General features: G+C 59.1%; 15 protein-coding genes. 8 read left to right on the top strand and 7 right to left on the bottom strand.

All coding sequences use genetic code 11. The features are described 5' to 3' along the window. Nucleotides 1-23 precede the first annotated feature (23 nt). From JNB85_RS24870 to JNB85_RS24860, 3 genes are read left to right on the top strand one after another with little or no spacing between them, the layout of a single operon-like run. Nucleotides 24-332, top strand: a complete 309-nt coding sequence (locus JNB85_RS24870) for a hypothetical protein (RefSeq protein ID WP_220336956.1) — start codon at nt 24-26, stop codon at nt 330-332. Nucleotides 333-371: 39 nt separating this feature from the next. Beyond that, entirely contained in the window at nt 372-2,516 is a 2,145-nt protein-coding gene (locus JNB85_RS24865; protein WP_220336955.1) for a peptidase domain-containing ABC transporter, read from the top strand. Beyond that, nucleotides 2,513-3,964 (top strand): HlyD family type I secretion periplasmic adaptor subunit, encoded by a 1,452-nt coding sequence (locus JNB85_RS24860; protein ID WP_220336954.1) that lies wholly within the window; start codon nt 2,513-2,515, stop codon nt 3,962-3,964. Before JNB85_RS24865 ends, JNB85_RS24860 begins: the two co-directional genes overlap by 4 nt. A 488-nt stretch (nt 3,965-4,452) precedes the next feature. Here the strand turns inward: JNB85_RS24860 and JNB85_RS31145 are convergent, their stop codons facing one another. Further along, complete coding sequence (locus tag JNB85_RS31145; RefSeq protein WP_220336952.1) at nt 4,453-5,346, bottom strand: DUF2971 domain-containing protein; 894 nt, start codon at nt 5,344-5,346, stop codon at nt 4,453-4,455. 369 nt (nt 5,347-5,715) lie between these two features. On the opposite strand from JNB85_RS31145, the gene JNB85_RS24850 reads away from it, so the two are divergent. Next, a complete protein-coding gene (locus JNB85_RS24850; protein WP_220336950.1) occupies nt 5,716-7,566 on the top strand; it encodes an AAA family ATPase in 1,851 nt (616 codons plus the stop codon). Between the two features lie 139 nt (nt 7,567-7,705). Here the strand turns inward: JNB85_RS24850 and JNB85_RS24845 are convergent, their stop codons facing one another. The 5 genes from JNB85_RS24845 to JNB85_RS24825 form a co-directional block, all read right to left on the bottom strand. Continuing rightward, nucleotides 7,706-7,984: a DUF982 domain-containing protein gene (locus JNB85_RS24845; protein ID WP_220336947.1), complete on the bottom strand. Its 279-nt coding sequence runs from the start codon at nt 7,982-7,984 to the stop codon at nt 7,706-7,708. A gap of 64 nt (nt 7,985-8,048) precedes the next feature. Next, a complete protein-coding gene (locus JNB85_RS24840; RefSeq protein ID WP_220336946.1) occupies nt 8,049-8,765 on the bottom strand; it encodes an SOS response-associated peptidase in 717 nt (238 codons plus the stop codon). Between the two features lie 15 nt (nt 8,766-8,780). After that, nucleotides 8,781-9,263, bottom strand: coding sequence for a hypothetical protein (locus tag JNB85_RS24835; RefSeq protein WP_220336945.1), 483 nt, complete (start codon nt 9,261-9,263; stop codon nt 8,781-8,783). After that, nucleotides 9,260-9,520, bottom strand: a complete 261-nt coding sequence (locus JNB85_RS24830) for a hypothetical protein (protein WP_220336944.1) — start codon at nt 9,518-9,520, stop codon at nt 9,260-9,262. Before JNB85_RS24830 ends, JNB85_RS24835 begins: the two co-directional genes overlap by 4 nt. Before the next feature lie 275 nt (nt 9,521-9,795). Then, nucleotides 9,796-10,377: a helix-turn-helix domain-containing protein gene (locus JNB85_RS24825; RefSeq protein WP_220336943.1), complete on the bottom strand. Its 582-nt coding sequence runs from the start codon at nt 10,375-10,377 to the stop codon at nt 9,796-9,798. Nucleotides 10,378-10,541: 164 nt separating this feature from the next. Between JNB85_RS24825 and JNB85_RS24820 the strand changes: the two genes are divergently transcribed. Genes JNB85_RS24820 through JNB85_RS24805 form a run of 4 tightly spaced genes read left to right on the top strand, consistent with a single transcriptional unit; the run spans nt 10,542 to nt 12,326 of the window. Then, entirely contained in the window at nt 10,542-11,027 is a 486-nt protein-coding gene (locus tag JNB85_RS24820) for a fasciclin domain-containing protein (RefSeq protein ID WP_220336942.1), read from the top strand. Nucleotides 11,028-11,056: 29 nt separating this feature from the next. After that, entirely contained in the window at nt 11,057-11,281 is a 225-nt protein-coding gene (locus JNB85_RS24815) for a DUF378 domain-containing protein (protein WP_220336941.1), read from the top strand. Nucleotides 11,282-11,334: 53 nt separating this feature from the next. Further along, nucleotides 11,335-11,823: a TspO/MBR family protein gene (locus JNB85_RS24810; protein ID WP_220336940.1), complete on the top strand. Its 489-nt coding sequence runs from the start codon at nt 11,335-11,337 to the stop codon at nt 11,821-11,823. After that, complete coding sequence (locus JNB85_RS24805; RefSeq protein ID WP_220336939.1) at nt 11,820-12,326, top strand: hypothetical protein; 507 nt, start codon at nt 11,820-11,822, stop codon at nt 12,324-12,326. The genes JNB85_RS24810 and JNB85_RS24805 overlap by 4 nt, the downstream gene beginning before the upstream one ends. Before the next feature lie 6 nt (nt 12,327-12,332). Here the strand turns inward: JNB85_RS24805 and JNB85_RS24800 are convergent, their stop codons facing one another. Beyond that, entirely contained in the window at nt 12,333-13,241 is a 909-nt protein-coding gene (locus JNB85_RS24800; RefSeq protein ID WP_220336938.1) for an alpha/beta fold hydrolase, read from the bottom strand. Nucleotides 13,242-13,271 lie beyond the last annotated feature (30 nt).

Genomic DNA, 13,271 nt, shown 5'->3' with positions numbered 1-13,271 from the left:
TCAATCCAGAGGGAGAGAGAACAATGAGCAGCGAACTTTATGCAGACGGCATCGGCGAAATCACCATCACCGGCACGATCGTGCGCATCGACCTGATGTCGCTCTCGGCCACCGACCGCGATGCCAACAACAACCCGAAGCCGGTCTTCCGCCAGCGCATCATCATGCCGGTCGATGCCTTCGCCAATGCGGTCGATCTCATGCAGAAGGCGCTGGGCGGGCTCGTCGAGGCAGGCGCGGTTCGCCGCATCGGCGACATGTCGGCTGCCGCAGCTGCCGATATCCAGGCGGCGCAGGCCGGCGCTTCGAACGCTTCGCCGAACTTCAACTGATCATCGTCGATCCTCGGTCTCTTTTGTTTCGGGTGGGCCATGAGTTCATTTCTGCATACGAACCTGCACTGTCTTGCGCTCGTCGCGCGCCATCACGGCGTCGATCTTTCGCCTGAGCGGCTGCAGCACGATTATGCCGTCGGTAACGATCCGGTCGCCGTGCGCCAGCTGCTGCGCATGGCCAAGGATGCGGGCCTGAGGGCCAGGCATGCCGATCTCACCTGGCGAAGCCTGTTCCAGCTCGGCGAGGCCTTCCCGGTGCTGGCGGAGCTGACCAACGGCAACTGGGTGGTGATCGCAGGCGCCGTCGGGGAGGGCGAGGATGAGAGAATCCGCGTTCTCGATCCGCTCGCCTCGCGCGCCGAAGTGATGATGCTCAGCGAAGAGCAGTTCGCCAAGGCCTGGCTCGGATCGGTGATCCTGCTCAAGCGCAACTACCGCATGTCGGACGAGGACCGGCCCTTCGGCTTCCGCTGGTTCGTCCCCGAGATCCTCCGGCAGAAAAGCTTTTTCCGCGACGTGGCGCTTGCCGCCTTCGTGCTTTACGGCCTCGGGCTGATGACGCCGATCTTCTTCCAGCTGGTCATCGACAAGGTGCTGGTGCACCAGAGCTACGCGACGCTGACGGTTCTGACGGTCGGCATTGCGATCGCGCTGATCTTCGACGCGACCTTCAGCTTCCTGCGCCGCTATCTCCTGCTCTACGCCACCAACCGGATCGATATCCGGATTGCGACCCGCACCTTCGGCCATCTGCTCAACCTGCCGATCGCGCTCTTCGAGCAGGCTTCGGCGGGCGTGCTCGTCAAGCATATGCAGCAGACGGGGCGAATCCGCGAATTCCTGACCGGGCGGCTGTTCCTCACGCTTCTCGACGGCGTGTCGCTCTTCGTCTTCGTGCCGATCCTGCTTCTCTACAGCGTCAAGCTGACGCTCGTCGTGCTCGGTTTCGCGGCCCTCGTCGGCCTCGTGGTGATGCTGCTCGTCGGCCCGTTCCAGCGGCGGCTCAAGGCGCTCTATCAGGCCGAAGGCGACCGGCAGGCGCTGCTTGTGGAAACCGTGCACGGCATGCGCACCGTCAAGTCGCTGGCGCTGGAGCCGCGCCAGCGCAAGGTGTGGGACGATTATTCGGCGCAGTCGATCTCCGTGCGCTTCCGCGTCGAGAAGATCTCGACCTTCGCACAGTCGATGACGGGATTGCTGGAAAAGCTGATGAGTGTCGCGATCATCGGCCTCGGCGCGCTGGACGTATTCTCGGGCGCGATGACGATCGGCGCGCTGGTCGCCTTCAACATGCTCGCCGGCCGCGTCTCCGGGCCGCTCGTGCAGATCGTCACCATGGTCCACGAATATCAGGAAGTGGCTCTGTCCGTACGCATGCTCGGCGAGATCATGAACCAGCGGCCGGAACAGGCGGGCCGCGGGCGAGGGGTGCGCCCGCATCTGCATGGCCGTATCGAATTCGACAGGGTTTCGTTCCGCTATGCGCCGGATGCGGCACCCGCGCTCGACAACGTCTCCTTCGCCATTCCGGCGGGCTCGGTCTTCGGCGTGGTCGGCAAGAGCGGCTCGGGAAAGACGACGATCACCAGGCTCATCCAGGGGCTCTACCAGAGCCAGGAAGGGCTGGTGCGCATGGACGGCTATGACAGCCGCGAGATCGACCTCGTGCATTTGAGAACCAGCATCGGCGTCGTGCTGCAGGACAATTTCCTGTTCCGCGGCTCGGTGCGCGACAATATCGCCGCCGCAAAGCCCGACGCCAGTATCGAGGAGATCATGCAGGTCGCCCGCATCGCCGGGGCCGAAGAGTTCATCGAGCGCCTGCCGCGCGGCTTCGACACGATGCTGGAGGAAAATGCCGCCAACCTTTCCGGCGGCCAGAAGCAGAGGCTGGCGATTGCGCGAGCGCTGATCACCGATCCGAAACTGCTGATCTTCGACGAGGCCACAAGCGCGCTCGACCCTGACAGCGAGGCGATCATCCGCGACAATCTGAGCCGCATCGCGGCCGGGCGCACCGTCATCATCGTCTCGCACCGGCTTTCGACGCTCGTCGATGCCGACGCCATTCTCGTCATCGATCGCGGCAAGGTCGCCGATATCGGCCGGCACGACCAGCTCGTGTCGCGCTGCATGACCTACCGCCATCTCTGGGCACAGCAGATGAGGCAGGTCGCATGAACGCGCATGTCAGAAAATCAGACGACAATCTGCCGGTCCCCTCGGACAAGGACCAGGACAAGGGTCAGGGTAGAGGCCAGGAAAGGGGCAATACGCTCGTCGCCCGCCCGCCGCTGCCGCCTGTTATCGCCGAGTTCCAGTCCGACGCGGTCGAGCTCGAAGAACGCGCGCCGCCGCGTGTCGCGCGCATGACGCTCTATTGCGTCACGGCGCTGCTTGGTGCGGCGATCACCTGGGCCTCCGTCTCTTCCATCGACGAGGTGGTGATTGCGCCCGGCAAGCTCGTCACCACCCAGCCAACCATCGTCGTCCAGCCGCTCGAAACCTCGATCATCCGCACGATCGACGTGAAGGCCGGCGAGCTGGTGCGTGCCGGCCAGACGCTGGCGACGCTCGACGCCACCTTCAGCCAGGCCGATGTCGGCCAGCTCAAGGCGAAATTCTCCGCCCTCGACGCGCAGGTGAAGCGGCTGGAGGCTGAGCTGACCGGCGAGGACTATTCGAAAACGGCCGGCAACACGCAGGACGAGCAGCTGCAGCTGCAGCTCTTCGGCCAGCGGCGCGCCTTCTACATGGCGCAGATGCAGAATTTCGAACAGCAGATCGCCGGACAATCCTCCGTGCTTGCGGCAAACCGCAATCAGGAGGCCGTGCTGAACGACCGGCGCGACAACCTCTCGCAGATCGAGGCGACGCGAAAGAAGCTCTACGACAAGGAAAGCGGCTCGCTGCTCACCATGCTCGGCTCGCGCGACGCCCGCCTCGATGTCGAGGCCGATATCACCGCCGTGCGCGGCAAGGCGGACGAAGCGGCCCACGCCTATGCGAAACTGCGCGCCGACCGCCAGGCCTTCATCGAGGATTTCCGCCGCGCCGCGATGGAGCAGCTTGTCGACCTGCGCGGCCAGCGCGACATGGCCGGCGAAGAACTGAAGAAGATGGAGCTGCGCCGCAACATGGTGGCGCTGACCGCACCCGCCGACGCCGTCGTGCTCGATCTCGCCCAGCGCTCGGTCGGCTCCGTCGTGCGCGAGGCCGAACCGATCGTCACACTGGTGCCGATCAACGTCCCGCTCGAAGCGGAGGTGTCGATCAACACCCGCGACATCGGCCGCATCGCCGTCGGCAGGCAAGCCCGCATCAAGCTCGACGCCTATCCCTTCCAGAAATACGGCACGGCCTCGGGCGAAGTGCGCACCATCAGCCAGGACACGTTCCTGACCGGCCAGCCCGAACAGACCGCGACACCCAGCCAGCCCTCCGCACCCTTCTTCAAGGCCCGCATCCTGCTGGCGGATACAAGGCTGAACGCCTCGGACGTGCCGGTCCGGCTGCTTCCGGGCATGACCGTCTCGACCGAAATCAAGGTCGGCCAACGCACGGTGATCTCGTATTTCCTCTATCCGCTCCTGCGCGGACTGGACGACGCGATCCGCGAGCCAAACTGAGGGGTCCGCCGGCGAGGTGTAGGCGAGGGGCCACCTGCACGCGCCAAGGGATGGGGGTGGTGCTGTCGCTGACGGTGCTGCCCCCAGACCTGTGGGGGACGACTGTCCTTCGGTACCGCGGGAGAGGCAAAATCCGTCGCACTACCTTCCGGCTCTCCAACGTTGCAGGAAGGACGGGGGCGTTGCCTATCCGGGATTAAACGGGAACAGGCGAGAGTTCATAAAAAATAAGGCTTTGGTCGGGTGGACGTAGAATGGTGGGCGTCATCTCTGACAGCTTGAAACGCCGCAGTCCGCGAAGGCCACCTGTGGAGATTAATGAGGTTGCCGGTGCAGGACCGCTAGTTCGCGCATCAAAACTAAAGAAGAATTCCACGCTCTCGCGGAAATCATATCACCGAGTCTTTTAGCTAAGTCAGTGGCTTGGGAGTTATTACACAGCGGCGGAGATTTCCACGTTCGACATTGAGCCCCCGCTTCAGTTAACATCACATTTCCCGATAGGGCGCAGCAGAGTGCGAGATCGATTTAACACTAATGTTTCGGTTCTGGATCACACCTGATACCGCCTCCATCAGGAGGTCTTTCTCTGCGGTTGGACCAATCATCACCTCTTGAACGCCAATCTCTGGTTTCTTAAGCAGATCGTTAAGCCCATCTTCGAGATCAATCTTGAAGTAGGGAGTGATCATCTTCAGGGTGGGCCGAAAGTCGACTCGTTGGTCTCGCATGTCGATAGGCCTGGACACGATTCTCCACTCTGCTTCCTCAGAGAATGCTGAATGCTTGAAGCAGGCCGCGATGGGTAGAAAATTATACAAGAAAACGGTGACATAGTTGTCCACCGGCACTTCGGGTTGGTATTTCGAATTAACGAATGCCGCGAGGACATCAGCTAGCATCTCGTCGACGAGTTGTGCTTTTGATTCGCTATCGTAGATGCATTTCACGAGAAGCAGTGAACTGCGGTCGGAAACCCTCCGAAGGTGCTCGTAATCAAAGTTTAACGCGATCCCACCGCCCGCTGAGTATCCGCGCCATTGGCTCAAAATATCGGTCTTTTCGGAGAACGACGACACGAATATATTGATCCGCTGAAACCGCTCGACATTCTCAGCTATGCTCCTCAGGAGGATAGCTTGCTCGCGGGACGCGGATTTCGCGAGTTTCGTTGCCTGGTACGCTACGATCTGGAGGCCATGTTTGAATTCCTCAACGTCGTTGAGGTAATGAATATTGGTTGCCCATAGCTGTTTTGTGGTGAAAATTCCTACAAAACCCGGGTAGGTTGTGTAGTGGAATAGCCTCGGCTCCCTTTTGCCATTGATCCCAATGTACGGAGGACGCGCGGCGAGATGGTTGTTAAGAGCGTCGTGGGTCACAGTAGGTCAATCCGCGCAAGAAGATCCTTCGAATCGTCAACTATGACAGTGAAGCCTAGTTAAACGCTAAGGCCAAGCCGGGTGTTTAACCCGAAGCCACCTTTGCATCGATCGATTTCGAACGCCACATTATGCTAATCCATGATCGGCCAAAACGGGGGCGCATCCGGGTATGGTCGGCGGCGGCTTAGCTGCCATTCGTCGGTGGTGACGCCGGTACCGAAAGCCGCCTGTGGTAAGGTTCTACAGCCGAACCTGGATCATGAGGCGGGATGGCAAGGGGCATATATATCCGATCCATTTCAACCGCAGCTTGAGCAAAAGATCGGCCCTCGCTATGCTGTTACAGTAAGGGCGTAGGATTTACGCATGCGAATCGAATATCTTCAAATATCAAACGTCCTGAGCTTTCCATATCGTGCCGATGTGGGCCAAGCCGATAAGCTAGAATTTGACGATGGTCTGAATATTATTATCGGCGAGAATGGCTCGGGAAAATCGACAGCCCTCGAGGTTGTGAATTTCCTCTTTCGAAGGGTCATATATCGTCAGTTCAGTTTCAATGGTGAGCTGTTCGGACGCCGCTCAACCCTTTCAATACAGGATAGGCGGCAGGTTCTGCAGCCGGTCAATCACACCAACATCAACGGTTTTCGGCTGGACCCAAATTGGGATAGCGAGGATCAACAGCAGCGCATTCGTATAGCCGTGCGGCTCGACGCTATCGACCGCCAGAACATCGCTAACATAAGAGCTTACTTTGATGAGATTGCCCAAACGATAGGCTCGTACGCTAGTTACGACCTTCACCCCAACAGCGAAGAGCGTGAGAGCTACGTTATTGAGGTGATATTAGATCGTGCTTCGAATAATTTCTCGGTTCAGCTAAAGGGTGGGGGACTCGACTTTGGCTTCACATATCTAACTGACTATCACCTTTTCAGAGAAGCCATTTCAATTCGCAATGTCGTTACGCGCGGTGAGCCGATCCCACCGCTCTATGAGAGCTTTACCCTCATCGGGAGCTATCGCAACTACCACGCGTTTCAGCCCTCAATTTCGCTCAGTGGCGCGTCAGCGTCTCAGCAAATTCAGAGCATACGGGATCAAGATTTCAATCGTAGCCTCAATGCCATCGATAATAATGAGCCGCCTGTGTTCGCTCTCGTGCGGCTGCAGGTCGCTCAGCGCCATTTCAACCTCATGTCAGAAGCAAAAGATGTTGCACAGTGTGAGCAAGAAGCGAACGATCTTCCCTTCGTGAGGTCGGTAAATGAGCGACTGCGCGTCGTAAATCTCCACTGTCAAATAAAGCTCTTGGACCAGCGGCTTTGGCAGTACAGCTTTGAATTCTACGACACCCGTCGCAACAAGCCGATCGGCGACATTAACAGCCTGAGCGCGGGTCAAAAAGCCATTATCCACCTAGTGCTCGAGGCGTACGGGAGGGGTGAGCTGAAGGGAGGCGTCGTCATCATTGATGAACCTGAAATCCATTTGCATTATCAATTTCAGCACGAGTATCTGCAAGTACTTCGAGAGCTGAACCGGACGCAGAACTGCCAATATATTCTCGTTACCCATTCGGAATCGCTCATCAATTCGAACACCATAAGTTCTGTGCGTCGGTTTGCGCTTAACGCGAATGGTCACACGTCAATCTTTTCGCCAACACTTTCCGCAGATGAAAAAAGTCTCATACGCATTCTCGACAACTCCCGGTCCACCTATGCCTTCTTCTCGAAAAAAGTGGTCCTAGTGGAAGGCGACACCGACCGCTATTTCTTCAGGGCATTGCTCCAGCAACGGCACCGTCTCCTCGAACAAGAAATTGCGGTTCTGCATGTCGGCGGAAAGAAAGAATTGCCGAAGTGGAGAAGTCTGTTTTCAAGCTTTGGCCTTCGCGTTTACGCAATCGCAGACTTCGATTATATCGTGAATTTGCATTATCCCGCCGACACTGGTGTCCCCCTTCGAACGGCTGAACAAATTGCCGTGTTCAAACAGTCACACCTAGATTGGGAAGGTCATATAGCCGCCTCGGCAGCAGAAGGCATGTTCGTCCTTCGCGAAGGCGACCTCGAAACGTACCTCAGTATCAGGAAAGATCTTAGTCATGTGATCGAATTCTGCCAAAATGGTCTTCAGTTATTTCTGGCAGATGATACTTCCAGCAAAAGCCGGGAAATACGATCGATCATCGATGCGATCGCTGAATAAATGTTCCGGGATGAGGCCGAGGCGCTACCCCGCCCTCTCATTCCTATGACATTCCTCGTGCCAGCGCCAGAAGGAGATTACGGATAGGCGTGAGGGCGCGACCGGCCCCGTCGAGCAGCAAACAAATGAGAATTATTCGCTAGTGCTTGGCTGCGTCGTCCGGCAGAATGGTAATGCCAGCATTGCGGGCGGCGTTGACAAAGGCCTTCCGCGCCTTATCGCCCTGACCCTGCACCTCCAGCGCGGTCAGACATGCGGCCATCGCCCGTTGGAAAAACGGATCGCCCGCTTTCTTCGGCCAGTTGTCCGACATGAGAATTCCAGCAAGGCCGGCGACGGTGTGGACGGTCCTGTAGCCGCCGACGCCGTGAATTTGGGCGGATATCTTTTTGATTGGGACGGGGGATAGCTCGGGCATCTCGGCACCTCGCGCAATTAAACTGCGACTCAACTGTCCACGCTGTGATTCGTTCCGCCGCTGATCAGAGGAAAGATGGCTCCGGATCGGGGTCGATCTCTTCGATGATATCCGGCCGGTCATTCCGCGGATTGCCCACGCCCGGCCCGATCGGCCACATGGTCATAAGCTCGCTCGGAAACGGCGTCATCAGGTCATGCGGCGGCGGTACATCGGATAGCCAACGCTCATAGTCCTTTTCATGCAGGATGACGGGCATCCGGTCATGGATCGTCGCCATGATCTCGTTTGCCGCGCATGTAACGATGGTGAAAGTTCGAACCTGCAAATCGGTTTCCCGGTCGCGCCATATCTCCCAAAGGCCCGCGAGCGCAAACGGTTGTCCGCTCTTCATAGCGATAGCATAGGGCTGCTTCTTCTTTCCCTTTTCATCGAGCTTGTGCCACTCGAAAAATCCGTCGATCGGGATGAGGCAACGGGTCGCCTGATAGGCCGACCGGAACATCGGTTTGCTGCCAACCTCTTCACACCTGGCATTGACCGGCGTCGGCATACCGGCTTTCCACCAAGCCGGCTTCAATCCCCAATAAGCGCTTTCGAAAACAGGGCCGACCTTGTTGCTGCGATCGGCCTGCATGATGATGATGGGATATTCGAGGCTCGGAGCGCCGTTATAGCGCGGAAACTGGTTTGCCATGCCGAGCACGCCTTCGCGGCCGGCAAAGGCAAAAGCCTGCATCAGCGTTGCCAGATCGGACCTGACGAATACTCTTCCGCACATGCCATTTCCTCCGTCCTATCGAGACATATAGCCGATTCCGATTTCGGCACCCCGCTTGCCGCATCTGCATGTCAGGCGCGCGCCGAGTTCCGACAGCGTTAGCCCCTTGCCATATCGCTTCTGCAGCGCCCATCGGTCGAGCCAGCGGCTATGTTTGCATTTCAAGCAGGTGGCTTTCATCTGCTCCCATTCAGCAAGCTCGCCGATCGTCCGCCCCGCCGCTGCCGCCTTCAACTCGTCGGGATGGACGTAGCCCATACGGCGCGCCCATTCTTGCGGGCTGAAATAGAAATGCATCTTGCAACGGTCGTACCATTGGTTTTTCACACGCTCGCAGCCGAACAAGTTCAGTGCCATCACGCGAATGCTATCCATGCCGTCTGCAGCCGGAAACTTCTCTTCCAATTCACCGGGCTGAAAGAATTTCAGAATCTCGCACTCTTCGCAAATGACACCATCGCGCCCCTCGAAGGTCGGCTTCTTGTCCTGAAATTTCATTCGCCGCCCTTGACCTTCGCGTAAGGATTGGTCGGCGCTTGGGTTCGCAGGGCATCCGCATCGCCACAATAGGCGCCGCAGATTTCTTGATGGCCTTGCTCGCACTTGTAGCGACAATCGGCAGAAGCGAGGTTCACAAAGACGCTAACGAGCAGATCAGGGCTGCACTGCTCCAGAAGGCGGTCAATGACATATTCGCCATGCCGGGGGCATATCCGGCAATCAACGACAATCTTGTCGTAACCTGCCTGCTGCATTCCCGATATCGATAGCACTCGCGGCGGCACTTTCACTCATTCCTGTTCTGCCCTGTTCGCGTTAATCGGAGACGGCCGCACGTCTTGTGGAACATAAGAAGAACATTTGAGGCAGTGCTAAAGAATCGTCAAGAGGCTTTCCCGCCGAAAAAAAGCGATTGCTGATTTATCCAGAGGTCGTCGCAAATCAGGTCCGAGACAGCCGCGGCGGCTCTTCCTTCGGCTGATTGCGCTGCGGCGGTATGATCAGCCGAGGGCAACGTCCGTCTTTCCCATCACGAAGTCACAACAAGCGCGGTCGAAATCTCCTCGCCGTCACGGCGGTAGCTGTGGGGAACGCTGGAGTCGAAATAGACGGCGTCTCCCGCGTCCAGCGTGGCCTCCCGGCCGTCCACGTCGATGATCAGCCGGCCGGTCAGCACGTAGAGGAATTCCGCGTTGCCGTGTCGATGCGGCTCCGAGGGCGGGGAATCGGTCGGGAACTCGGCGTAGAATGCTTCCATGCGGCGATCGGAAGCGGGATAGTCGAGACTTTCGAAGAAGAAGGCCGGGTGCTTCTCGCCCGGGGGGCTCGGAAGTTTGAGGCGCTCATGCTTTCGCACGATCGCGATGAGAGGCTCTTCCTTGTCGGCCTTGAAGAAATGATCGAGGCCGACGCCGAAAACCATGGCGATGCGAAGCAGCGTGGGCAAGGTCGGAAACATCTGCCCGCGCTCGATCTTCGAGAGCATTGCAGGCGAGAGCCCCGTATGCCCGGCCAATTGCACCAGCCCCAGCTTTTTTCTCAGGCGCAGCGCCTTGATACGCGGGCCGATCGCGTAGCGCTGGAGCTCGTTGGACAGCGTGTCGGATAGCACTTCTCAAAACTCCTTTTCATCTCGAGAAACTACCATAATGGAAATTATCTCCACAAGATAATCCTGTTTCTTCTCACGATAATTTGAATGGAAAGAAAAATCATTTTCTCTAACTGAAAATATACGCGTGCATCTCGCACCCGTGATCGAGAGGAGAAAAAGCCATGAAAGTGAAAAGCCTTGTGTTTGCCGCGGCGATCACGCTCGGCAGCAGCATCGGCGCATTCGCCGCCGAAAAGGACATCGTGGACACCGCAGTGGAGGCCGGTCAATTCAAGACATTGGCTGCCGCGCTCAAAGCGGCAGACCTGGTCGACACTCTCAAGGGGAAGGGGCCTTTCACGGTCTTTGCTCCGACCGACGAGGCCTTCGCCAAGTTGCCGGCCGGTACGGTCGAAACCCTGCTGAAGCCGGAGAACAAGCAGAAGCTCACCCAGATCCTCACCTACCATGTGGTCGCGGGGAAGGTGATGGCTGCGGATGTGGCCGGTATCGATGAGGCGAAGTCGGTCAATGGCAAGATGATCGACATCGACGTCAAGGGCTCCACCGTCAATGTCAACGACGCCACCGTCACCTCTGCCGACATTGCCGCGTCAAACGGGGTCATCCACGTCATCGACAAGGTGATCATGCCTCCGAAAGGCTGAACGCTCACCCCTCAACCTGGAGAACAACCATGAAATTCCTCAACATTCTCACCCTCATTCTCGTCATCGTCGGCGGGCTGAACTGGGGGCTGGTCGGGCTGTTCGGCTTTGACCTCGTGGCCGCCATCTTCGGCCCCGGCTCGGCGCTCGCCCGGATCGTTTACGTCCTGGTCGGGCTGTCGGCGGCCTGGCAGGTCATCCCGCTGTCTTCCGCAATGGGCTCCGGCGAGTTCGCTGCCGGCCCGAACCGATAGGGGATATTGGAGGGACCGCTGGCCTCGCCGGCGGTTCCCTCCATCTTGCGCCTATGGACACCCATTCCCTTCTCGTGCTCGCCGTCTTCGAAGCCGCAAGCTTTGCTGCGGCGGCTACCGGCGTGATCTTCAGGCCGGGCGACTGGTACAATGAGCTGAACAAGCCGAGATGGCGCCCGCCCGATTGGCTGTTTGCGCCGGTCTGGACGGTTCTCTATGCGTCGATCGGGCTGTCGGGCTGGCTGGTATGGCGGGAGATCGGCATTGCCGCACTGCCTCTCGGCGTCTATGCGGCCCAGCTTCTGCTCAATGCTGCGTGGTCGCCGATCTTTTTCGGCCTTCACCGACCCGGGCTGGCCGTGGTGGAAATCATGATGCTTTGGGCTGCGATCCTGGCGACGATTATCGTGTTTCACCCCGTGAACGCGGCGGCGGCCCTGCTGCTCGTTCCTTACCTTGCATGGGTGAGTTTCGCGGCGGCACTCAACCTGTCCATCTGGCGGCGCAACCGCTCGAGAACACTGTGGCAGGGTGCCCGATGAAGCCCCGGTGGATCGTCGTCAACGACCGGATGCAGCAAGGCTACCGCTACGCTCTCGTCGCGCCGCTCGGCCGCGACTTTCATCCCGATTTCCAGCCGGATTTGACGCCTGCCGAGATGCTTGCGCTCGGCGTATTCGGCGGCAAGTACATGACCGATTGCCGCGACGAATTCCCCGACAGCTGGTTTGCGCAGGCGCGGCTGTCGCTGCGAAAGGATCCGTCGATCAACTGCTTCGGTGTCGACGCCAGCCAGCCGCTCAGCGTCTGGCGAGCCAAGGGATGGATCCATCCCGACGATCCTCGCGGCTGGTTCCAGTGGTACTGCCGCTACTATCATGGTCGCCGCATGCAAGGGGAGGACGAGCGGCAGATCGCCCGCTGGAAAGCCATTCGCCGCCATGTCGCTCAGCTTCGCCGAGCCTGCGAGCCTGGGGACTGCTGGTGCCGGCCGCGTCAACGCCAGGCCCTGCTGCATTGGGCTTACGATAGCCGTTCGATCTGACGCGGTTCACGCGCTCGTGGAGACCTCATGGAGGTCGAGGATCGCCTCGGCGAAAGCCTCGGGAGCCTCGAAGGGAAAAGCGTGGCCGCAGGCGAAGGCCCGGTGCTGGTGAGGCCCGGCGAACATGACCGAATGATCGGCCGTGCCGCCCGGTTTGAGCGGGTCCTGCGTGCCGTCGAGGGTGATAGCGGGAACGGCGATCTGCGGCCTCGTTGCCAGGATGTTTTCCAGATCCTGAAGCTCGGGATCGCCGCTCTCCGTCCCGAAGGCAAAGCGGTATGAATGGAGGACGACGTCGACGAAATCGGGATTTTCGAAAGAGGCGGCCGACCGGTCGAAGGTGATGTCGTCAAATTTCCATTGCGGCGACCATTGCTCCCACAGCATCCGGCAAAGCTCGCGGCGATTGTCTTCAAGGCATTCGCGGCCGCGTTCGCTCTGGAAGAGGTGCTGATACCACATCGCGCATTCCAGCGAAGGGGCAAAGGCGTGGCGCTGCCTGCGGAGGTCGATGACATCATAGCCGGCATAGGAGACCAGCCCCTCGACCCGCTGCGGCCACAATGCCGCGGCAACGCAGGATGCCAGGCCGCCCCAGTCAAAGCCCGCAAGGATAGCGCGCTCAAGGCCCAATGCGTCGAGCAGCGAAATCAGGTCTTTCCCCAGCGCCGCCTGCTGACCGCTGCGCATCGTTTTTGCCGATAGAAAGCGCGTGGGGCCATATCCGCGCAGGTAAGGCACGATCACCCTGGCACCGCGTGCCGCCAGGATCGGCGCGACCTGCGCATAGGCGTTCACGTCATAGGGAAAGCCGTGCGAAAGCACGACCGGCCAGCCATCTGCGGGACCCGTCTCGATATAGGCGATCTCCAAAACGCCTGCGCGGATTGTCTTAAGAGGTTGCGTAAAGACCATTCAAGCCTCGTGCGTGGAGGTTCTATCGGC

The organism is Rhizobium mesosinicum (genome assembly GCF_019511345.1).
GTDB classification, from domain to species: domain Bacteria; phylum Pseudomonadota; class Alphaproteobacteria; order Rhizobiales; family Rhizobiaceae; genus Rhizobium; species Rhizobium mesosinicum.
The sequence above is the reverse complement of the archived record's forward strand: the minus strand, read 5'-3'. Positions and strand labels throughout refer to the sequence as shown.

Coding starts and splice junctions, on each gene's coding strand:
- JNB85_RS24800 (WP_220336938.1), bottom strand. CDS start 13,241: ATGGTCTTTACGCAACCTCTTAAGACAATCCGCGCAGGCGTTTTGGAG.
- JNB85_RS24840 (WP_220336946.1), bottom strand. CDS start 8,765: ATGTGCGGAAGAGTATTCGTCAGGTCCGATCTGGCAACGCTGATGCAG.
- JNB85_RS24810 (WP_220336940.1), top strand. CDS start 11,335: ATGGACACCCATTCCCTTCTCGTGCTCGCCGTCTTCGAAGCCGCAAGC.
- JNB85_RS24830 (WP_220336944.1), bottom strand. CDS start 9,520: ATGCAGCAGGCAGGTTACGACAAGATTGTCGTTGATTGCCGGATATGC.
- JNB85_RS24815 (WP_220336941.1), top strand. CDS start 11,057: ATGAAATTCCTCAACATTCTCACCCTCATTCTCGTCATCGTCGGCGGG.
- JNB85_RS24820 (WP_220336942.1), top strand. CDS start 10,542: ATGAAAGTGAAAAGCCTTGTGTTTGCCGCGGCGATCACGCTCGGCAGC.
- JNB85_RS24860 (WP_220336954.1), top strand. CDS start 2,513: ATGAACGCGCATGTCAGAAAATCAGACGACAATCTGCCGGTCCCCTCG.
- JNB85_RS24870 (WP_220336956.1), top strand. CDS start 24: ATGAGCAGCGAACTTTATGCAGACGGCATCGGCGAAATCACCATCACC.
- JNB85_RS24865 (WP_220336955.1), top strand. CDS start 372: ATGAGTTCATTTCTGCATACGAACCTGCACTGTCTTGCGCTCGTCGCG.
- JNB85_RS24850 (WP_220336950.1), top strand. CDS start 5,716: ATGCGAATCGAATATCTTCAAATATCAAACGTCCTGAGCTTTCCATAT.
- JNB85_RS24845 (WP_220336947.1), bottom strand. CDS start 7,984: ATGCCCGAGCTATCCCCCGTCCCAATCAAAAAGATATCCGCCCAAATT.
- JNB85_RS24805 (WP_220336939.1), top strand. CDS start 11,820: ATGAAGCCCCGGTGGATCGTCGTCAACGACCGGATGCAGCAAGGCTAC.
- JNB85_RS24835 (WP_220336945.1), bottom strand. CDS start 9,263: ATGAAATTTCAGGACAAGAAGCCGACCTTCGAGGGGCGCGATGGTGTC.